This is a genomic window from Cyclobacterium jeungdonense (genome assembly GCF_010994275.1).
GTDB classification, from domain to species: domain Bacteria; phylum Bacteroidota; class Bacteroidia; order Cytophagales; family Cyclobacteriaceae; genus Cyclobacterium; species Cyclobacterium jeungdonense.
The window spans coordinates 270,477-292,949 of record NZ_WMCD01000008.1 but is presented as its reverse complement, the minus strand read 5'-3'; the positions used below and the strand labels follow the sequence as shown (position 1 = coordinate 292,949).

Here is a 22,473-nt window from a genome sequence, read left to right as displayed (position 1 = left end):
TTTTGTCTCTGTATTCATCTGACAGTTTTTAGGGGTTAATGATTAGATTCAACACCTAAATTTAATCCCTAACTGTCAGATTTCATCGTAGCTTTTTCAATTTATTCAAAACAAGCTCATACATCTTCCTTGTCCTCAATTCCTTAGAATGTACGAATGCCTCTGCTATTTGACGGGCGGAATCATAATTTTTTAGAATAAGGTTTTCTAGTTCTTTGTTCATCTCCTGATTGGTTAACATTCCTAAGATCCCTTTAATAGTTATGATGTATTGTTTTATTGTTTCCCTTAATACCGGAGTATTGGAAGCTTTTTCATGGCAGAATTCCAGCCAATCTAAAATTATTTCACGGTAAGTGATCGAAAAATATTCCTCCCCTTCCCTTAGTGGGCCCTTATATCCACCATATCCATCAAGGGTTAATAAAAGTAAATACCTAAGTTTATTTTTTTTGTTAGATTGGTAAGCGTGGTATCTTTCCAGTTGCTGATATCCCAATCCCGAATAGATTTTATTTTCTATGGCTATCGAAAAGGAATCGGTTTCTATATGTAAGTCAATAACACCACCATCAATTTTTTTATGATCAACTCCCCCGATGTTTTGCTCTTTGCGAATTTGTTGAAAATGGGTGTATCCAGGAATAGAATAATCCTGAGATAATACATTCTTATTAAGGATGCTGATAAATCCATCAAAAAACACTGCTCCCAAGCCATGTGAACCGTTCTTATTTAACAACTCAAATATGAACTTAGTGTGCAAGCCAGCTTCATTTGCATCCAAACCCAGCAACTTGAAAATATTGAACTTCTCCCCCCTGAGAGTAGAAAGTTCATCCTCCCTTTTTTGAATTTCATGAACCTTTTCTAAAAGCTTTTTCGCATTTTCAATTGTTACCATCAATCTAAATATTATTTACCCAAAAATGCATGTCATTATTAAATTTTCAAAAATTAAAAAAACGGTTCCACAAAACATTATTTTAATCAAACCCTCACCAATTCCGACCTTATCCCAATTCCAGTAATCTCCACCCGTTGTATTGCTCTGGATACGGCCACATAAAGGAGAGATTTTTCATTTTTGTAATAGCTCGCTTTTTCTGTGTCAGAGTAGTTGTCCAATGCTTCAAAGTGCTTTGGGCAGGTTCTGTTATTGACATCTACTAAAAAGACTTGTTTAAATTCGAGGCCTTTGATGTTGTGGAAGGTAAGCAAATTCACGCCGTTTTGATGTCCAACTTTATTTCCCTGTTCATACTCGGTGTACGGGATATTTTTTAAATGCAGTTCGGTTCTGAATTCCTTCAGTGCATTTTTGGTACGCGAAGTGATAGCAATTTCTTCTGGTTTGTATTTTCCCTCTAATAAATATTCAATCTCTGAAATGACATGTTGTACTTCCTGATCCTTGGAATGAAATACAGTGTACTGTGGCTGATTTCCATGAAATAGGGAAACATAGCCGGCTTTCTCTTCTTCCTGACCGTCAAAATTATCATAGTGCTCATCATTGACGATTGAAATGGCAAGCTTCTTAATTTCCTCAGTAGTTCGATAATTGATTCTCAACCGTCGACTCCTTTTCCCTCTCACATTGATACCTGACTGGGAAAAATTGATGCGCTTATCGTAAATCTTCTGTAGTGGATCTCCCACTAAAAATAAATCATTTGGTTTTTCTTCCACGAGGGCCCTTACAACCCGAAGTTCTACATTCGAAAAATCCTGTAATTCGTCCACCAAGCCAAAATCATACACTTTGGTGTCGTGACTTTTGAGAAAATTTACCAGAAGATTGTATAGTTCTTCTTTATGATAGTAATGATACTGCCCCTTAATCCGATTGTATTTTTCCACTAAAGACCAAACTACCCTTCGTTGGGTCCTACTTATGGCTTTCCCCCTCCCAACACGCGGTGCTTTTAAGTATTCTTCAAGCGATTTAACATCGTGGTATAGCACTATTTCACGATACTCTTTCGATAGGAAATCAGTATCAAATGTGGTCAATTCGGTATCCAACACTTCCTCCCAGATTTCTTCAGGGTTCTTAATATGATGCAAGCCAAAAACTTTATAGTCATTGGAAATTAAGACAAAATCCTTAACTAAGTCAAAGGCCAAAGCGTCAATATTCGATATTTTTATCCCAGAAAGATCAATTTCCAGATCGTTAGACAAATTCTTGAGATTTTCAGTAAGGGCCTTTGTATATGTGGTAAACAGGATTTTTTCTGCGGGTTTCCGATTTTTAGAAAGGTATTTTAAACGATGCAGGGCAGCAACTGTTTTTCCCGTACCTGCTCCGCCAGAAACCTTGACTGTTCCCGTAAACGAACCATTTACTAACTTTCTTTGAGAGGGGTGTAGGTAATACTTCCACTTTTTGAGGTTACCTTCCAAAATTTCATTAAACAATTCATCATCGGTCAATTCAATAAAACTCCTTTGGTTATTGATACTTCTGAGTTGTTCCTCTTCCGAAACAGCTTCTGTTTTACCCTCTTCAATCTCAAAAATCAGTTGTTCTACAGATGCCCCATCAGCCAAATAGAAAAGGTTTTCGAAAGTATCTTGGGGAATGAACGTTTCTACATGCTCCAGCCCATCCAACGTTTCAATCCCTCGTATAGATGGTAACAATACCTTCGGAACCCCAACTCTAAGCAAATCTTTGTCAGTATATTCACTAAATAAAGCCCTCTTTTCGATGGTAATTTCAGGCCTAACTTCCTCTTGCTTCTCTATGATTTCGGGCGAAGTAAATACCTGCATGCTTTGGGTATTTTCATTCCACTGAAAGACTTTGTTTGTAGCCCACTCATAGGCTTTGTCATGATGATCTACCCATAATAAAAAGTACGTTTCTCCTACTTCAGGTACTTTGATGATGGCGCGATAGGTCTGGTCCACACGGGCCGACCTCAAAGAACTATCTTTAAAATTTTTAATAGGCTCTAGGTGAATCGCAGAGGACTTGGAATTTTCCCTGAATTTTCTCTGAAAGTCGATCACTTTTTTTTGAATACCCTTCGGTAAGTCAATCAAGGACTCAAAAAATTTGTCATAGAACAATAACTTCATATCGCAATATCGTTTAATTCGTCAACTTCCATTAGTTGGTATCCGTTACTTTCAAAATATCTGGCGCTTTGTCCATCAATGGGTCCGATAACAACCTTTAAGGAATCAATAATTAATTCAGCCTCAGCTACGGTATTACCACTTTCATCCAATGCCGAATAAAGTCGGATTTCATCGTCCTGGCTTTGCACAAAACCTTTTTGGTACATCTTGACCAAAATACCATGAAATACTTCATCGGGAAAATTGGATAATAACTCTTCAAGGGTATATCCTTCCAATTCAGTATCAACTTCTTCTGATTCGTTAACCTCCTCAAAAAACTGTAACATGTTAAACAAGATCCAGAATGAGTTCCAGGCCTCTTTGTCAATTTTATCTTGGGAGTTAACTTTAAGATGATAGTAGGTATTCCAACTTTTCAAGTTCACCATCGCCTTTATGTAAAATAGACCCGATTCTGGAACAGCTTCAAATGGTATTAGGGCATCATGTGTTCTGCGATCTATGGCGAATTGGTCAAAGAAATCTTTTTCAAAAAAGGCTTTTTGAATATCTGAAGGGTCAAAGCTTGGGCTAAACAGTTTCTTCTGAAAAGTCCCTAAAAATAAACCCCACGGATACTTGAAAAAGGCATGGTTCCTGATCGGAAATCGTAACAAGGCCAAAAACCGATCGAAATTATTCCCTGATTCATAAACTTTAATTGGATCATTTGCTCCAAACATCTCCAAGACTTTCCGCCTTGTTTCTCTGAAGTCTTCTGTTTTTGAAAGTTGGCTTAGAAAATCTTCGGAATGTTGCTTTTCCTTATCTCCAAGAAAGCCAGAATCAAATTTCTCAATATCGTCCCAGGTTAGTGTCCAGGTTAGGTACTGAGAGCTTTCAAGAATTCCCTTGCGTTTTTGCAGATCATTGGCAAATCGGTTATTTTCTTTGGAAGCATGATATTGGTAGCCATCCAGATAAACCGCAATTCGCGGAACGACCTCCAAATCAGGGATTTCTTTTCCCTGAAATCTTGCCACGGTGCAAATAAAAAGGAAATCCGGCTTGGTGTTGTAGCGTATACCATCCTGTGGTCCAAGGACTACCTGTGGTCTGATGTGGTATACTAAAGAGGATAATGGGGTGTTATATCTTAGTGTATAATTCACTATCCCGTCTTCCTTGATATCTTCGATGGACCAGTTTTCGTGTGCTTCCGCAAGAATTTTGAGACTTCTGATAAATCTATCCTCCAGCTCAGACTCCTCAATCTGACCACTTGCGGTTATTTTTCCTAAGCCCTGGGGAACGGCTTCCCAGGCTTCTGATTTTTGATCGATTTCCTGGAATCGCTTCTCAGCACGCTCCCTGCTCAAGTCCGATTGATAATACTGATTGCTATAGGAATAGATACATCTATAGCATCCGTCTTTGCCATGATGCTGACAAGAACAATCCCTTATTTCATGATACGCCAAGCGGAGCATCCTGCTGAAATTGGCATGGTCAAATAGCTTTTCGAGATACCCGGTACCACCAGGAACGGTGTCAAAAAGCAGGAGGTATCGATCAAATTTTCCTGTATGCTGATTGTGCTCTCTGTATTCAGAAATGGCAATATGTTGAGGATTCCCATTGAAATACTTCTTTAATCCCAGCTCAATACCGGCTTGAAACATCTTGATTTCTGCTTCGGAGTTAAAGTCTTGAACAGGCAAAAGAATTTTCAGCACTTCTGTCTGTATTTCCCGAAACAGAAACACTTCAGCAAATACTTCATCAGGCTTTCCCTGGTACGTTGCATTTTTATGCTTACAGTATCCATAATGAAATTTGTAGTCTTTCTCCCTGATATTTGAAGTGGACTTTCCACAATACCCACACGTGACAAAGCCATGCATGGGTACTTCGGTGTTACTGATTTTTATCCGTCTGGCATCTACCTGTCCTTGCCTTCCCAAATTGGCATCCGTAATGGTTACGTTTTTGACAAACTCTATCCCAAATGGAATTTCTTTCATTGCCCAGGCACCAGCAGATTGGTTGGCTTTAAAATCGAAATGTCTATTGACATGAAAAATGACACTTTCTCTGTCTTCTTTGTCGTCTTTTAAAAAAGCATCTGCTTCATTATTGAAGGATTTTACACTGGTAAGCCTTGCAAAATAGTGAAGATTCGAGGCTGCACCCCAGGAGGAATCACCACATTTGGGACAGTTGGGTTGTGAGGCTTGAATCGAACCGATCTCCAAATGATCGCAGATGGAGCAAAACCGTTTTTGATGGAAATTATGCTTATCTGTCCAGCCAAAGGTATTCAGACCGGATACTTTGAACTTGTAAGACTGGGAATAGAAGTGATTTTCAGGGGCCAATTCTCTGATTGCCTGGCTGGCACTCCTGACAATTTCAAAGTCCTTGCTTATTGGGGGTTTTGTACTTTCCTCTGCCTGGTTTCCCAATACTTTAGCCAGGAGTGTCACCCCCGTTTCCGGAAATGCATAATTTGGAAGCGCACCTACATTGGTCAGGTATTCCAGGGTATTTCTTTTTCGGATACTACTGATTATGCCACTGAGGTTTTTTGCTTCAGCTTCCAATTCCTTCCGCTCTGGGTCAGATGCCCCTAGTGTTGATTTCTTCAGTCTGTGTAGTAAATCTGTTCTTTTGTCCTGAATATCCCCAATCTCTTTTCTGAGATTTTCAAAAATGCTGCGATGCGAATGATAGTAGTGGTCGCTTTTCAGACTTTGGTGAAGCCCATCGAAAACATCATCACCCACCTCGTTTTGATATTGTAATTTGAATCGTTCAAAGAGCTGTGCTTCCTTTGATTTGACGAAATTCAGGATACGGTTCATGAAAAAATCTTCATTTAAAAGACTCTCCGTGGAGAGTTTCATAAATCTAATATTGGGCGGAATATTATTTGCTCGATGGTCAGCTGAAGTCCAGCTATCTATGCAATAGGCGAAAAAATGCCTTTTGAGTATTTCCTTTGCTTCCAGATAGCATCCCGGAGTATTCACTTCTCCAGCCATCATATCCAAAGGAGCTTGGTAATAAAACAAATCGTGGGACTTGCTTTGAGCAAAATTCACCAACAAGGCTGAACCGGATTTTCTCCCTGCCCGACCAATCCGCTGCAAGAAGTTGGATGGCAAAGGCGGAATGGAATTATTGATGGCTGTGTTCAACGTACCTATGTCAATACCCATTTCCAGGGTACTAGTAGCTACCATTACATTTTTGGAGTTGAACCGGGGCCTTTCCTTGAAATCCTTTTCAAGCAACTCTCGGCGCTTTCGTTCCAATAAACCGGTATGTTCGGCAGCATAAATACGCGGAGACCGGTTTCTGTTGTAAACCAACTGATAATAATTTGGCTCGGCAATCATGTCCTCAGGAGTGATACTTGAATAAGTGCCAGAACACCTATACATCAGGCATTTACCTCCCGTTAACCCCAAATAAGCATCCGGGGTGTATACCTCATGCTCGCAGGAATCACAGCGTATGGTTTTTACTGATTTGCTCACGCGAAGACTTTGTGGATTAATGGCAAAATTCACCTGACCTCCCGCAGTTTTTCTGTCCAACACTGCCAATGATTCCAATGCGAGAATCAGCTCAGTGAAAAACTCATTCACAAAATCCACATGATTGCTGGCCATTTGGAAGGACTTTTTGAAATAGCTGTGAAACCAATTGGTCTGCTGAGCAAAGGTACTGTCCAATAACCCTCTTGTTTCTTTTTCGAAAGTCAACAACTTAGGAAGCCGGTTTCTCGGATGAAATCTTTTATTGAGGAAATGTCGCTTGTCTTTATTCCAGTTTAGGTCCCAAAGCTTTAAATCATGCTCTCTAAATTTATCAAAAAACGGGTGGTTGATCCCTCCTCTGTTTCTGACCCGATGCAGAACCAATGCCAAAAAACGGTCAAAATCTTCTTTTTGAATGCTTTGTGAGGCTTCATTGCTTTCCAACCATGGATAAACTTTCTCCCAAACCTGAGCAAGGGCAGCCCTATCAAAAAAGACACCCGATGAACCTGTTTTTTCCAGTGTTCTACCAATCAGGGAGTTGTACCCAAATTCCGCATATATTTCCCATCTGATCCGATGATCAAACTCTCTTTGAAAAGCAGTAGCGTATTTTCCGTTATCCGAATAGTCCCTTGGAGAGGCTTTGCCCAAATAATCTGTAGGAAAAAAACGGTAATAATAGGCATCAAGAGGATGCTTGTCGCTTTCATCTGCATTGGTTTTCCAGTACGTTATAAACTGATCCGCCAGCTCAGCAAGATTTAAAGCCCCTTCCTGTTGATTGATTACTTTTTGAAGAGAGGATCTGAAAGTAAAGCGGTAATTTCTGGCTTCCACAAAACTGGCTTGATGGGCCGCATCCTGTACCGCATTGGTAAAGGCCAGCACTTTTCGTTGCTTTTCATTCTGTCCATCAAGGTCGGAAGACAAAGTTTGACTGACCGCAATTGAACTTAGTGTAGGAATACGGGTACCAATGATAGCAACCGTATTTCTGGTATTACATTCCGGACAATAATGCTCTGCTCTTCCTTTATCATTGATCTTTTTGAAAGCAGAGATATCCACCCGGCCTTCCTGATACGTGTTGTGAAACTCTAAATTCTCCCCACTGACATGGTACCTGAAATGGTCTGAAGGTTCATAGCCTACCGCTGCTGCGTCTTTATTGGAAAATTTACTGGTCTCATTGAAAAAGTAGATGTGCTTGTGATTTTCAAAGAATTTCCCGTAGACATCATTCACATCCCTTTCGAATCGCTCTTTATTATCATGTTTGACTCCTAACCAACCTGACGCTCCGCATTCCCGACAAAACCATGGTGGCATCGCTAGGGTATAATCTTCCGGATTAACACTATCCTTCCAGGTAAACCTTGGCTTAGATTCCACTGCTCTCAGTACTCCACTGAGTTCCCGGATCCAAAGCTGGGTTTGAGCAAAAAGAAATGGAGATTCCTTCCCACTTAATATATCCAACTCTTTCGCTTGCGTAATAATCGCAAAAAGTGACTGAATCAATGTTTCTTTGGGACTGAACTTAAGCGTCTCACTCCATTGGGGGTAAGTATCCCTGTAGTTAACATTTTTATTAGATAACATTTTAGCCAATTGCTCAAGCGTAAAAATCCCTTCTCTTTCATTCAGCACTTCTACCAAATCACGGACAATACGCAACTCCCTTAATTGATTGGATAAGTTTTCCTTACTCAATCCCCAGATTTGTAGCTGCTTTTGAACAAAGACCTCAAAGGGTTCATCTGGAGCAGGGCTGCCGTCTTTGAGTGCTTTGATGCTTGGATTTTGGTCCCTCAGACCATCTATTGCTTCGAAGAAATCTTCAATCTGCTGTCTTTTCTCCGAAATCACACATTCACTCTCAATAGCTTCACCAAATACCTTGGAAGCATACTCCGCTAATAATTGGGGAGCATCCGGACCTGATCCGATGGTTGCCGAAGTTCCCACCGGACAAAGGTGATTCTTCGGTACATTTATTTTTAGCTTCAGCCTTCTAATCAAATTGGCCACGTCTGTACCCTGTGCTCCGTCATAGGTATGCAATTCATCCAATACCAGGAACTGAAGTAACGTGGGATCTTGAAAATTCCCTGCCCAAAGATCATGGTAATTGGCCTTCATTAAGGCATAATCCAACATCTTAAAATTGGTCAGGAGGATGTCAGGGGGGGAGCCAAGGATAGTCTCCCTATTCTCGATGATATTTTTTGGCCCCATGGTCGTGGGGAAATTTTTATTGTCTTTCCCTTCTCCGATGAAAAGGCCTGCAGTAATCTTTCCCTTAAGTCTTTCATCTTGGTGGATAAACTCCGCCAACCGCTCTGCCTGATCGGTGGCTAGCGCATTCATGGGATACAGAATAATTACTTTGATGCCAAATCGGTTTTGCTGATGATAGCAATAGTCCAATACGGGAAATAAAAAGGACTCTGTTTTTCCCGAACCTGTTCCTGTGGTAATCAAGGTGGGTTCTGGTTTTTTATCTTCGGTGCTAAGCCGATGCCAGGCCTTCACCTGATGATCGTATGGAGGCCAATCTGGTTTGATAGTTAGGGGTATATGGGCTATCTCTTCTGGGTTAGCCTTTACAAATGGCAAACGAAGCGAGATATACGGCCCCTTAAATATCCCCTCTACGGGGTGAGTAATAAAGTCATAGAATGCCTGATGCACTTTCTTGTCCTGAAAAGTAAAGGTAGCCTTGAGATAGGCTAGAATGGACTCTTTGATTTCTATGGCTTGTTGAAGGCTTAGCATTCTTGATCTATCAGTTTATTGTCCAATTAAATTATTTTATAGACATAACCTCTTAAACTCCTCAGTCTTATTTTCTGTCTTATCCAAAATCAAGGACACCTCCAAGGACTTTGAACTGATAAAGTCTATCTCTTCCGAACTGATAATCAACGTTCCTTTTTTTGCTCTACTCGTAGCTACATTGAAAAGGTTGTCATTCAGATCAAATCCTCCTGCGTTTTTTAATGGAAGAAATAAGATGGTATAATCTACCGTGATGCCTTGAACTCTATGAATGGTGCTAATCGTTGTACGATTAAACTTATTAGAGAACCGATTGAAGTGATAATAAATCCTTTTTTCATTGTCAATGTAAGGCGTCAACAAAGCCACCTCGATATTTTTATTTGAATTCACCAAATCAGCTCCAATTTTTGCCACAATCATGTTCAAATCAATTTGATTTCTGATTTTTACTGAAATAGGAACTGTCGCAAGTGTGGTGCCTCCTTCGTTATGAAAAAGAGATTTAAATTGAGAGGTGAGGTTATTGTTGTTTTCAAAATCGGAAACACTTTCCAGTGAATTGTCATAGAAAATCCCAGTTAGCTTTGCAGAAGGTATTGGAAGTCTTCTGGTCTTGGTCAATCTATAAGAAAACTCCGCCTTGTTGAAAGCATATGTTTTTAATCCATCAATGATCTTATCTATCCTTTCATTGATTTCACCGGATAGCTCTCTACTCAAGACCATAGGAGGTAACTGTTTATGGTCCCCAATGACCAAGAACTTATGGGCAAGTTCTTTGAACATGGCAATAGTTGCCAAAAAGGCCTGTGATGCTTCCTCAATGATCAACAAATCGTACCTTTTCCCTTCCTGTATCAGTTCAAAAATTTTCTTTGAAAGCTGGTAGTAGGTAGACAAGAGCAGTTCTTTCTGAATAGGAGTGATGGAAGTAATCGGTTTTAAAGCAGGAATCTTCCTTTTCTCGTCAGAAGAAAGATTGGTCTTGAAGACAAGCCCGTTCTCAAGGGCATCTCGTAAGCCTGGCTGTTGGGCAATTTCTTTAAGCGCATTATTGGTCAACGCAGTCAAGCAGACTGATTTCTTATGGTTCAGAAAATGTGCACAGATTTGGGCAGCTAAGTATGACTTACCAGTTCCTGGAGGGCCTTGAATGACTACCTGATCGTTTAAATCGAGTAATTTAATGATGTCAACAGAAACATCTTTAGCATTATCAAGATTTACCGGTTTCCATTTTTCTTCGCTTATTCTACTGTTTAAATTTAAAATCTCATTTTCAGGAAACTTTGTCACAAATGCTAATAGGTTATGAAGATAGTCGAGAGGTGGATCTGGAACGGCTAATACAATTCTTGGATGGATTTTTTTCTTTAAATATTTTTCTCGAACTTCCTCTAATAGCGCATAGTCGAAATTTGAAACCAGTACGTAGATCCATTTTTCATCATCAGAGTTCAGAATGCCTATCGTTTTTACAGGCGTATTTTTGGAGGATAACCTGGGCTTTTCTGAAGTCCGGAAAGTGGTATAAGTAAACATCCAGTCAGCGGCAGACTCAGGTGCATCCGGTCCTACAAAACACAATTCATATTCTTGTTTGATTCTTGGTACAGTATCACTTTTAAACCTCAGAACCACATTCCCATCTGCTGTGGTCCCCCATATTCTCCCGAGGAATAGTTTCCCCTCTTCCATCAAAATCTTCATTCGGGAATTGGCATACCTCTTCCATTCTTCCTCTTGAAGTTCAATCTGCCATCTATAAAATTCCTGATGGGCGTCATTGGGGAAGGCGTTAGGATTAATCTTCATCTTCATTTCCAGCACTTAAAGCTTCTAAACTGTCTGTCTTTGATTTTTTACGGATATCCTCAAATATGCCTCGATATTCTTCTTTGAACTTTGTCCTTACAATCAACATTACTTCTTGGAGATCCATGGCGCCATCCATAAAACTATCAAGTACCGAAACAGAAGGTTTAGCTTCTATTCTGAGGACTTGATAATCTGCTTTTAGATCATCGATTACTTCTTCCCGTGATTTGCAGAACTTGGCATCTGAGAAACTAGGGCCTATCCAAGAATAAAGAAATGTATTTGGATGTTCCAGTTCTTTCCATGCTGAAGCTTTTAAATATAAGAGTCCTGATTTTGCAGATCGACATTTAATTGTATATGTAATTCCGTCTTTATATACAGGCTGCAACTGAGAATAATGATGTGATTCCATTAAATTTTGTTCTGCTTCACTGATATTGTACCCATTATGATACAGATAAGATAAGCCTTTAATCAGTGCTGCAAGATTCAAGTCTTTCCTAAAATCTTTCGGCGCATTATCTCCAAATACTCTCATGATAGCCGCCTCTTCTTCCTGGGAATAAGGAACTTCATATTCCTCCTTTTCGGTGTCAGATATTCCAACATCATTTACATTACCATTCGATGAATTACTTTCGGGTACAGCATCAGATCCTTTTTCATAATTTGAAGCAGGTTCCTGAATTTCATTTATTAATTCTTCCTTGGTCTCTTTTGCAACCAGTGAACTAGCTTTATTCTGCGATTCGTCTATTTTGTTTTTCTTCCATTCTGGAGGATAGCTGATGTTTTTTTCCTCCAATAGTTCGATCACCTCGTCTTCCGATAAAATCAACAAGTCAATTAGTGTTTTCTTATTTACTTTTTTTAAGCGCAAAAGCTTCCCCAAATACTCAAAAAGCTCTGCCGCATTGACACTTTTCCAGCTCCTTAAATAATAAATATTGGAATCAAGGATTAAGAATTGATTATCTGTATTTACAATTGGAGGATCGGTTTTTTGACATGCCAATTCTATCTTATTTGCTTTATAAAAAATCAAGGGATTTAAAATTTCATCAAATTCGAATTTTTTACTGTCCAGGTCATCAGGCAATTCGAGAAGTGCAATAAACTTCAGTCTCAATAATAAACGTTCCTTAAAACCATCATTACCTAAATTTTTGAATTGTGGCTTAAAATCTTCTGAGGTGAGAGCGGGTATGGTAATTTTGCTAGCTATTTTTTTTAGGTCGTCGTGAATAAGGTTTGGTGCCTTGGTTATTCCAATATCAATGCTTTGATCTATGTAGTAGAGTTCTGTTATTGGCTTCCAGTCACCCAATTGATTGGGAATTGAACCGTCTCGTAGGAACTGTTCGAATACTTCTCTTTCTTGTCCGGTAAATTGCGAGTTTTCAACAATCTTGATAAATGTCTGCCAGACGTTTGATTTCTTGAGACTGGAAATCGAGGGTTTCTCGTTGAATACTGATATACAAGCGATTAAATCAAGTTCCATTTTAAAACCAAGCAATTTTTCAACCGGCTGGCCTTCAAACTCTTTTTCTGATAGGTCAATTAGCGGCAAAAATTCTTTAGTAAATAAAATTCCCTTGAGTTTGTTACTATATATTTCACTAGGTTTTCGTAATTCGCCATCTTGGCAGGGAATGCTTTTTTGGTTTTGAATTGTCCAAAGAATCAGATTTTCGGATTGATAGGTATTGAATGCACAACGATATGTTATTTTCGTGAATACACTTCTTTTAATAAATTCATCTTTTAAAAACGATTCCCAAAAGTGTTTATTAAACTCATAATTTTCCATAAATTGAAGTAAATCCAATTCAATATATGGTTTAATTTGATGTTGTGCTCCATACCCTTGTTGGGCATTTGACTTGATGTATGGAAATTTAGTTTCAAGATAATCTAGAAACAATTTGTTTATCCTTGCCCTTATTTCTATCTCTTTTTTAAAAATTCTAAAATTTTGAAATACTCCAATATCATTGAGGAAGGACTTAATATTCGGGTGAATTTCAAGGTATTTCGGTGAAATAAATCTACTTCCAAGCGATTCGGAATCAATTATTTTTTCGAAATCGATATTTGGATTGAACTCTGATGAAAAGAAAAGATTAAAGGCTTCCGATTTTATTCCTTCTTCTTTAGTAAAAAGGGAGAGGTAATTTAGACTGCTGTAATGCTTTTTAGTAAGTTCCCTGTCCTCATGTAGTTTATTAAGCTCTTGAATGATGACCTGGTGGTCTTCCCAGCTCGATTCTACATCCTCATTTATAAAGACATATTCATCTAACTTATGCTGAATAGTATCTTCTTCAGTTTTTAAAACTTTAGCTCCCATGGATTCAAAGAATTCCGCCCATTGTGCAAGGAGATGATCACCATATTCGGAAGAGATTAAATTTTGGATGGGTATGGATACCAAGGCATTTTTGTCTTGGCTTTCTTTGGAATAATAGCTTCCGATGATCGCCTCTTTAGGCTCTATAAAGGTTCCCGCTTCAGTTTTGACTTTTATTTTGATCTTAGCAATTTCGTTTTTGAAATGGCTTCGGTTTTCGAATATCAATTGAGTATAAGAGACGAGGTCGTTTTCAGAAACAGATTCGATTTCAGGAAGAATGTATTGTCCAATAAAATCCTTCGCATCGGTCTTTACCCCAAATGTTCGAAAAATTTTTGACCAGTCGCTTGCTTTTTCATTTTGTATGTAATCTTTAGATATAAAGCTTATGTCGATTTCCGGGTGATTTTCGTAAAGGGTCTCAAGCGAATTGGTTCCTGTGTAATCCGCTGATAGATAGCAATCACCTAAAGATTTAACATCTTCATCTGAAGTGAAAACAGGTAATTTTGAAGCTTTTTCTTTGTAGGAGTTTTCATTTTCCCCGGATTCTTTGGACAAGGTTTTATATATTAACTTCCACAATTGTTTGCTGCCGGCCAGATATTCCAAGTTTTCACTAAAGTGCTTGTGGATAACAGTGGAGCTTGAAAAAATCTTTTTTGCCAAAGGTAATGCACAATCCTCTGACCAATCAGCCACTCCGAGTTTTGCCCAAAAAGCATCAGTTGGCACCTCATCAGAAAAGTAACTTTTTGGGTCAATAATGGTCACCATCGATTCCGGTAGAGCATGATCATCTATCAGTTGGTTGATTTCGGTATTGGATAGGTAAAGACTGCTGCTATTGAAATCTGTAATCATTTCGGACTCTCGATCAAAAACCGGAAATGCCCTAAACTGGTCTTCTCCGAAGAATTCCTTTTCTGGTAAGATTTCATGGTGTTTGAAAAGCAGTTGAAAAAACATTCTGTTGTTTTTAAAGATTTTGGCATTCGCTTTTGCAGCGGTTGATCCTAATATTTCCTTTTTGATAAAAGATAAAGGGGAATATTTTTTTACCTCAGTCTTCAGGAATTCCAGCTTGTTCAGCTTTTCGTTTAATACCGGAATGTCAAGCCAATCTAAAAGCGAGGCATCCTCTCCTAAACTGAAATATACCTCATCTTCACACTTAAGATCCCCGTTCTTGGAGAGAAAAATTTCCTGGTCAGAATATTCACTAAGGACTCCTTGCTCATTAAGGAAGGAGACGAATGCTAAGTTTTGATCGGGCATTAGCAGGTATTCAGCAAATTCCTCATTTTTCAAAAGGGAGGATATGGAATCATGAGTTAAGACTTCTCCAAACTCATATTGCTCCAAGAGAATCTTGATGTCATGAGAGCTGGAGAAAGAAAGAGCAAGTATAGGCCCTTCGATAGAAAGATATTTTCTGAAATTTTCCTCACCAAGTAGAGAAAGTAAACCAGATTTATCCACAGTAAGGTCCATAATTTTTTGTGGATTTCCACCCAAATCTGGTAGGAATGCCACCTCTGATAACATCTGCTCAAATCCAGATTGGAATCTTTCAAGGAAAAGCTTTTTGTCTTTTTCCTGGGTGTATTGAATCAATTTCCCAAAATCCGGAATCAATTTTAAAAATTCAGGTGTCTTATACTTATTAGAAAGGTCTTCAAGCCAATTGACAAACTTTTTGCCTCCCTCTTCGAACAGGTAAAGATTCCATTCCAAGTCAGAATGAATATTGTTTCTTGAGCCATCAGGAATAAAGTCCCCGTTCATTAAAAAAGGAAATCCAAGACTTTCATCTGTGGGTAAATATGTATAAATTTTTGTGTCATCTGAAATTTCAATGACTCCTCTATTTTTTTTGGTAGCAAATTTTAAATTTGAAAATTGAAGATCCTTGTACTTTTCAGGAACACGTTCATCTTCAAAACCAATTAAAGCATTAAGCCTTGTTCTTACTTTTTCATCTACTTCAATTTCTAAATACTTACTTACCTCCCAATTCAATTCACTTACACTGGAAGTAAAATTCAAATTAATCCCTGAAAATGAAATTGACTTAACATTCCTTAGAAATAAAAGAACCCTTTCATCAACAAATACTGTTTCAAAAACCCTCTCAAGTTCATCAAAAGTAACTTTACCCTTCTTTAATTTTATACAGAATGCTACGTTAGGTGAAGTAAAACCATTATTTCGAACTTCGATTGGCATTTCGCTAATCGGCGTCCAAATTGGAATTAATTGCCAAACAGTATCAATACCCTTTTGACGATGGAAATCTTCATCAAATCGAAAGGAATAGCTACCTGAATGTACTAAGACATAATTTGAAAGCTTAAAAATAGACTTGAACCCAATTCCTTTATATCCAATCTTATCTGGATCAAATTGCTTATTGCCTGAGTCTGCATCACAAATAGCGTTAACATTTCCAGCTGAAAAAGGAAGGCCGTTATGGGTAACCAGAATATAATCTCCCTTCAATTGAAATCTAATATTTACTTTATTTTTACCAGAGTCAGGGTAGTCATCCGCATTCTGTATCAATTCAAAAATAAAAGTTTCAGGTTTGCGATTTAAATCAGACGAAATCCTTCTAGCGAAACCAGTCAAAGCTGATCTTGCTTTTCCCCTTGTAGAATAAAAATCTCCGCTGATTTGATTAATCAATTGTTGAGGAGTCATTTCTATTTCACTTGGAGGACGAAATTTCAAATCTATATGAAAATAAAATTCATCCTTCTTTTGGATTCTTATTTGGTCTTTGGGTACGTTTAGATTTACCCAATAAAGAGTTCCTTCTTCAAATTGAACCCCTCTTGGTACACCTAAAGTGATGTTCGATTTCGTTAGAGGATGTAGAATTAAATCTCTACTATTTGGATGTCTAATGTCATAAAAAAAACCTTGGCCATTAGCTTGATTAATAGCAAACTGAGCTTGAAATTTTAAGGCTTTGACTTCCCAAAAAATTTTTAAAAACTCAATTACCTCTTTTTGGGTCTTCATACCGGAAGATATTTTGTGGATCTTTTTAAGTATAATTCAAATTGATTAACTGGTAAATAAAAAGTTATTAAGGCTACATTCATGAATTATATTTAGCCATCTTTTCTCTTTGGTCCAATAAAAATCATTTTCGGTTACGTAGTAAAGATTTAGGATATCGAAATAATCATTTGGCTGGACTTTCATTGATTTTTGCTTGGTGAAAAGTTCGAAAAAGGAATCCTTTACTGGGAATATTAATGGAAACTTCTCATCAATTTGTTTCAAGGTCTTTTTAAGATCCTTTGAATCTTCAAATTCAATTTCTTTATTATGCTCAATCCTTAAAAAAGATTCAATATCAACTAGGATTCCAAGTAAAAACTCATTTTTTCTTTCAGTCCTACTGATCTCTTTAAATGAAATTTTAAGCTCTTTCTTGTTTGAATTGATTTCTTCATGAAAATCATTTTTCATCTTCATGAATGAATCATAAGCTTGCTTATTATGTAAATAGGTGCTATAGTCGGCCAATCCATTTGTGGATATTTGGTTTATAATGGGTTTTAAATCGATGACTTCTAGGTTTAGTTTATGGATTAAATTTTTTGCCACATAATGAAATGGTGTTTCATTAATAATTTCATCTGCAAAATCAATAATTGCTTTGGCAGTAAATTTTACTTGTTCTTCATCCAATTTGTTTTTGATTGCCCTGTGAGAAAAACCAATCTCCATCACATTATTCCAGGTAGCAACCAACTTTACATTTTCTGGTTTCTGAATTGACTTGTTGCCTAAACCGTACCAAATGTTTGTGTCACAAATTACTTTTTTCATGTTTTATCGTTTTAATAGAAATATTCAATCTTCTTACCCTGCTCATCCATCCACCCGGCGTTCTAAAATCTAAAAGGTTAAATTCCCAATCTCCCCTCAAACACCTCCCAAGCCTGCTTATAATCTTCGACCCGATCACACTTATCGAAGGGCGCATAATAAGTCACCTTTTTCCCTAGATACAATTCAGACTTGGTGATGGTGTGCTCGTAGGTTTCTCCGGCTTTCATATCCTTGATTTCGTTCCATTCGGCCCGGTCGAGGCCTACGCCGGTGAGGCCTTTGGAACAGGTGAAAACGATATTCCCACGCTGATCGTACCAGGTGTCGTCCTCGTTTTGCTGCAGGACGGGAAACTGTACATTGTAGATCAGGATCAGTTCTTCAAGAGTCAGCCCAAGGGTCATGGCCGTGATCACATCTATCTCCACCAGTGCCTGACGGCGCTCAAACCAGTTCCGGAGCGGGGTATGCCAGTTCCAATCTGGTGTCAGGGAAGCAAAGGGCTTTATGCGGACATCCTCTTTGGTCCAGGTATCTTCCCTAAAATCCTCCTGATAATGCCGCCCCCAAAGTGGGGCGTAATACTTATTCAAGCAATTCAATAAAAGCGTACGGGAAAACAGGCCAGATTTGAATTTATCTGCTATACCTAATGGGAAAGCCTTGATTCTACTGTCGGTTAAATTGGAAGTTCCTACAGTTTTTATGAAGAAATCTAAAACAACTGAGGAAGTAATTCCAGCAAACTCTATAAGTTCAATTTCAGATTTGAACGTTACAGAAATTAATCCATAAATATGTGTTGTTTTTGGAGGTATTATCGCTCCATTTAAAGTCCTTTCTCCTGCTTGGGAAAGCATCTTTCGGAAACCTATTTTATAGTAATCCAACCAGTTATCATATCTTGGTGACCCATCTGCATTTACTCCAATCTCAAAAGCCTTGATGGTATTTCCATAGCCTGCTGTAACATTTTGGGGAATGTAGTTGGTTCTGGCAATGTAGGAATCCTCAACTTCCGCCAATTCCACTACATCGTAATGGGAGTTAAGGACACATTCCTCTCTTGGGGTTTTGTACAATGGATTGGAAACAAAGAAGTGAGGTCCACTGTAAATCATTTCATATTCTTCAAGATTCGGATATTTGGTGTTTCTTGAAATATTTCCTGCATTTAGGTCATTGGTTTCGTCCCAGCAAACTGTAATCTTGGTTTCAAAATTTTCGGTCTTATTTCCAAATTCACCTAATTTTTCCAGTACTGCCATGATTTCCTTGGCATGGATGCTGACTAATTTGGTGGACTCCCAATCATCAGAACCTTCAAATGTCCTTGCTAATGTTTTAAGCTCCTTTAAGGTAAAGTTTACAATTCTGGAAGCATGGGGCTTGATATTCCATATCATCTTTCCAGTAGTTTCATCCTTAACTTTGTGTCCTCCAGCTGTACCGCTTCCATCATGAAGAAAACACCCATAAATTGTAGAAGGGTGAAACAAATTGTTAATTGATTGAAAGGAAGGGGTAGCTTTTTTTCCAGAATAAATATGGGTTCCATAAGAATTATGATGGTCAATTTCGGAAAATAGCATTAGTTCATTCTTAAACTGAAAATGATATTTCAGTCTCGGATAAATTTCTCTCCTAAGCGAGTGTCCATTAGGATCATCATAAATTCCTTCTGGGTGCAGCAATCCAAGGAACCCTCTATCCGAAACCCAATGGAGTCCGTTCTCGAGGACACATTTGTAGAGGTTGGTCTGTTGTCCTTTAAGTAAGGGATAGTTTTGGCCAGCATTCATAAAGACGGCTGCCGCTTCTGTGCCGATATATTCTTCAAAGTAGGCTTCCCGCTGAGGTTCTTCCTCCAAGAAAGCTTCTTGCAGTTTTCGGACTTTTGGAGCAGATACTTTCCGTATCACCAGTTCTGGAAAGGTCTCTGACATCAGCCCTTTTTCTTCAAAAGTAAGCTTCAGCCAAGGCGGATTTCCCACGGCCACATCAAATCCCCCTCTTTCCTTAAATACCTCGATAAACTCCAGTTGATAATGGAAAAAGCGGAACTGCTCCGCCAGTTTCTGCACGATCTGGGAACGTGAATTGGTAAAGAGGCTGATACGCTCCTTGTCCATCTTTTGGGAGAGTCGCTTCAGGGTTTCTCCCTTATTTTTATTGTACGTCTTGAGTGTTAGTTGCTGGGGCTCTGGAGCAGCAAATAAGTTGGACTGTACCGGCTTGGGAGGAATAATAAAGCCTCCCGCTTCCTGTACTTTGGCTTCCAGGTTGTCCAGGTCCATATGCAGGATGGCCTCGATATCGGTCAGCCATTCCCTGCGGGTCGGGAGTTGACTTGCCTGTCGCATATCCCAGAACCAGAGACTGCACCAGTAGTCCATGATCATCTTTAGCTTATAGTAAGGTGCATTGGTTTCTCCACGTTTTTTGGCGAGTTTTTCCTTCTCGCTATAACTTTTGGCTGTCATAGCCACCTGATCTCCTTCACCATAGGCACCGAAGAAGGTATCCCGCACCTTGGTCTCGATATTTATGGAAGCCTGGAATTTATAATGTTCCTCCAGCAGGAGGTCTATTCCTTTCGAGATCAATTGTAGCTGCTGATATTCATCCGCGTCTATGGGTTTGCAGAATTCTTTCTTCCACTCACTTACTGCCTTGGCTTCGGCAGCATGGGCTTCCTTGAGCAGTTTGATACCCGCAGAAGGCACCATATTTTTGTCCGGAAGCAGGAAGTGGTAGATATCATCCGGCTTTCGCTTACCCATCGAGATATGCTTTGGCGCTTTCTCCCACCACTCTTTGGGAAGGGATTTTTTTGATGATTGGGAAGGATACTCAGCAATAATTTCCGTTTTCGTGTACACTTTCAGCCAGGCACCGACCACGGCATTTCCTACCCCCAGTCTATAGCCGAAGAAGGGCGTCTGCATATCCTGATGGATCACATTGAGCCAGAGGGAAAGCTTGCCCAGTTCTACGGCGGTAGGGTTTAAATCGACACCATAGACATTATTAAGTGCGATATAGGCTTTGATTTTCTGCAGTTCTTCGCGGTATTTGTCCGGGGCGACTTTCTTCTTGAGCTCCTCCTGTCGGTAGCTCAGGTAAGCTTCGGAGAGTTGGTTGATCACCTCGTTGTGAAAAGCTGCCGCACCCATGGCGGGTTCGAGGATTTTCAGATCAAGCAGGTCCAGGGCTTTCATTTCCCCCTTGTCCAGGCGCTCCAAGATTGGCTTCAAGGTGTATTTGACCGTACACTCTGTCAGTACTTCCGGGGTATAGTAGGAAGCGGATTTTTGTCGGTCACGACCGGAAAGTCGGTAGATAAAAGTGCCCTGTGGGATGATTTTTACCTTTTCATCCTTGTCCCTGTAGATTTCATCCGGATCGAAATCGTCAATGCGGTGACGCGGCACCAGATAGGAACCCTCGGTGCGGGCCACCTTCTCGGACGTTTCCTTGGCTTTAAGCTTGCGGTGCACTTCAATATTATCTGTCTCGGCGAAGAAGCCCCGGAAGGCCAATAAGCTTTCATAGACCGAACCCAGTTGATTGATGCCCAGGTTGGCGTAGGAGATCCTTCCACGGGTCTTACCCCTTTGTTTACGGGAAAGGGAAAGCTGACAGATCACATCCTGCCAGATGACATTGCGAATCTTGACCTTGGGAAGGATTTCCAGTTTGCCGTCATCAAAAAGCGGTGAATCTAAATGCCGAACCCTGAAACTTTTGTTCCGGGTTTCATCCGCTTTTTCCTTGTATCCCGTACCCAGCAAGTGAAATAAGCTGCTCAGCGATTCATGGAAGAAATAGCCATTTTGGGAACTAGCCGTATTGAGGGGCACCTGCTCCAGGTCACGCAGCATTTCCAGCGAGTACCCATGTTGATACACCGCATCATCCGCCGGCAAAATATCCAGGTCATTCCTTGACTCCGCATAGAATAGGAACAGCAATCGATACACGTAATTCAGACACTCATTTTTTAGCGTGTCTGCCTCGATACGTAACCCATTCTCAATTTTTAATTCTTCATTGTCAACGTTTTCAATGTCATTTTCAGTAAGTACACTGCTCTTTTCATAAGACCTTTCTTCCGAAAACCTCAGAGGTCTATTTTCTTGATTCTTCAAGAAAAAGACGGCTTCATTTGCCAGGGCTTCTACGGCATGAATCACCCCTTCCTTCAGGTCTTGGGTGACTTCGTAAGCGGACTTATGTGAATCCTCCTCCAACTGATCCATCAGCACGATTTCGGACTGAGGAGCCAACGCTTCCCTGGCCAGCAGGAAATAAAACAGGGCATAGTATTCGCGCTTGACTGAACCTTCGGAGAAGAGTTCTTCCAGATCAAAACTCAAGTAAGAGCCGCGAAACCATTTTTCCTGTTCCAGCAGGAAATACGTATTTCCTGCACAAAGCAAGATATACTTGGGTCTTCGGTGCTGATCCAAAAGGAAGAGTTCTGAAAGCGCTTTGTTGATAATCATGGGTGAAATGGTCAAGCCATCAGGGACCTGGAAGACATTTCCCCACTGGGAGCGGTGGTATTTTTGGGGCGGGTTCGGATTGCTTTCTTCGTCGAAATGATAGCGTTGTTCAAACAAGCCATCAGGGTCTTCCTCCCCCTCCTTGATCAGGGCACGCATTTCCATGATCATCAGGAAAGGTTTGTCACCACGATAAAGCGTATGACGTATAGGCAGTACCGTCTTTTCATCCACATGAAAAAGTTCCTGATATTCGGGTTGGTTGCCGGGGTAACCCAATGCATTCAGTACTTCCGAATGGAAGCGATGGGTTTCAGTGATCTTGTCTTTTGTTCTCCAGTTTTCCTCCAGGTAGGCCTGCTTGAATTTAAAATAACGGTCCTTGAGCGCCGTAATGCGCTTGATAAATTCCTTGATATCCTCAGGGGCATATCCGGTCTTATCGAGTACCTTTTTAGTAAAGTCCTCGTCAAAGTAATTGGCGGCAAAAAAGTCTCCGGTATTTTGGATGAATTTGATCATAGGTCTATCA

7 protein-coding genes are annotated in these 22,473 nt (G+C 39.6%); all 7 read right to left on the bottom strand.

Annotation, left to right across the window (positions count from 1 at the left end):
* Positions 1-82 precede the first annotated feature (82 nt).
* The gene (locus GKS34_RS16690; protein WP_163386109.1) at positions 83-904 is read right to left on the bottom strand and encodes a PDDEXK-like family protein; all 822 of its coding nucleotides are present in this window, start codon (positions 902-904) and stop codon (positions 83-85) included.
* 86 nt (positions 905-990) lie between these two features.
* Positions 991-3,090 carry a UvrD-helicase domain-containing protein gene (locus GKS34_RS16685; protein WP_163386108.1) on the bottom strand — a complete coding sequence of 700 codons (2,100 nt, stop codon included), beginning with the start codon at positions 3,088-3,090 and terminating at the stop codon, positions 991-993.
* Positions 3,087-9,401 (bottom strand): DEAD/DEAH box helicase, encoded by a 6,315-nt coding sequence (locus tag GKS34_RS16680; RefSeq protein ID WP_163386107.1) that lies wholly within the window; start codon positions 9,399-9,401, stop codon positions 3,087-3,089. Before GKS34_RS16680 ends, GKS34_RS16685 begins: the two co-directional genes overlap by 4 nt.
* 36 nt (positions 9,402-9,437) lie before the next feature.
* Positions 9,438-11,105: an AAA domain-containing protein gene (locus GKS34_RS16675; RefSeq protein ID WP_163386106.1), complete on the bottom strand. Its 1,668-nt coding sequence runs from the start codon at positions 11,103-11,105 to the stop codon at positions 9,438-9,440.
* Between the two features lie 106 nt (positions 11,106-11,211).
* Positions 11,212-16,611 (bottom strand): sacsin N-terminal ATP-binding-like domain-containing protein, encoded by a 5,400-nt coding sequence (locus tag GKS34_RS16670; RefSeq protein ID WP_163386105.1) that lies wholly within the window; start codon positions 16,609-16,611, stop codon positions 11,212-11,214.
* 45 nt (positions 16,612-16,656) lie between these two features.
* Positions 16,657-17,430 (bottom strand): hypothetical protein, encoded by a 774-nt coding sequence (locus tag GKS34_RS16665; RefSeq protein ID WP_163386104.1) that lies wholly within the window; start codon positions 17,428-17,430, stop codon positions 16,657-16,659.
* A gap of 77 nt (positions 17,431-17,507) precedes the next feature.
* Positions 17,508-22,463 carry an Eco57I restriction-modification methylase domain-containing protein gene (locus GKS34_RS16660; RefSeq protein ID WP_163386103.1) on the bottom strand — a complete coding sequence of 1,652 codons (4,956 nt, stop codon included), beginning with the start codon at positions 22,461-22,463 and terminating at the stop codon, positions 17,508-17,510.
* Positions 22,464-22,473: the final 10 nt, after the last annotated feature.

What these genes read in the sequence shown, in the direction of transcription:
- GKS34_RS16690 (WP_163386109.1), bottom strand. Translation starts at nt 904, where the DNA reads ATGGTAACAATTGAAAATGCGAAAAAGCTTTTAGAAAAGGTTCATGAA.
- GKS34_RS16685 (WP_163386108.1), bottom strand. Translation starts at nt 3,090, where the DNA reads ATGAAGTTATTGTTCTATGACAAATTTTTTGAGTCCTTGATTGACTTA.
- GKS34_RS16680 (WP_163386107.1), bottom strand. Translation starts at nt 9,401, where the DNA reads ATGCTAAGCCTTCAACAAGCCATAGAAATCAAAGAGTCCATTCTAGCC.
- GKS34_RS16675 (WP_163386106.1), bottom strand. Translation starts at nt 11,105, where the DNA reads ATGGAAGAGGGGAAACTATTCCTCGGGAGAATATGGGGGACCACAGCA.
- GKS34_RS16670 (WP_163386105.1), bottom strand. Translation starts at nt 16,611, where the DNA reads ATGAAGACCCAAAAAGAGGTAATTGAGTTTTTAAAAATTTTTTGGGAA.
- GKS34_RS16665 (WP_163386104.1), bottom strand. Translation starts at nt 17,430, where the DNA reads ATGAAAAAAGTAATTTGTGACACAAACATTTGGTACGGTTTAGGCAAC.
- GKS34_RS16660 (WP_163386103.1), bottom strand. Translation starts at nt 22,463, where the DNA reads ATGATCAAATTCATCCAAAATACCGGAGACTTTTTTGCCGCCAATTAC.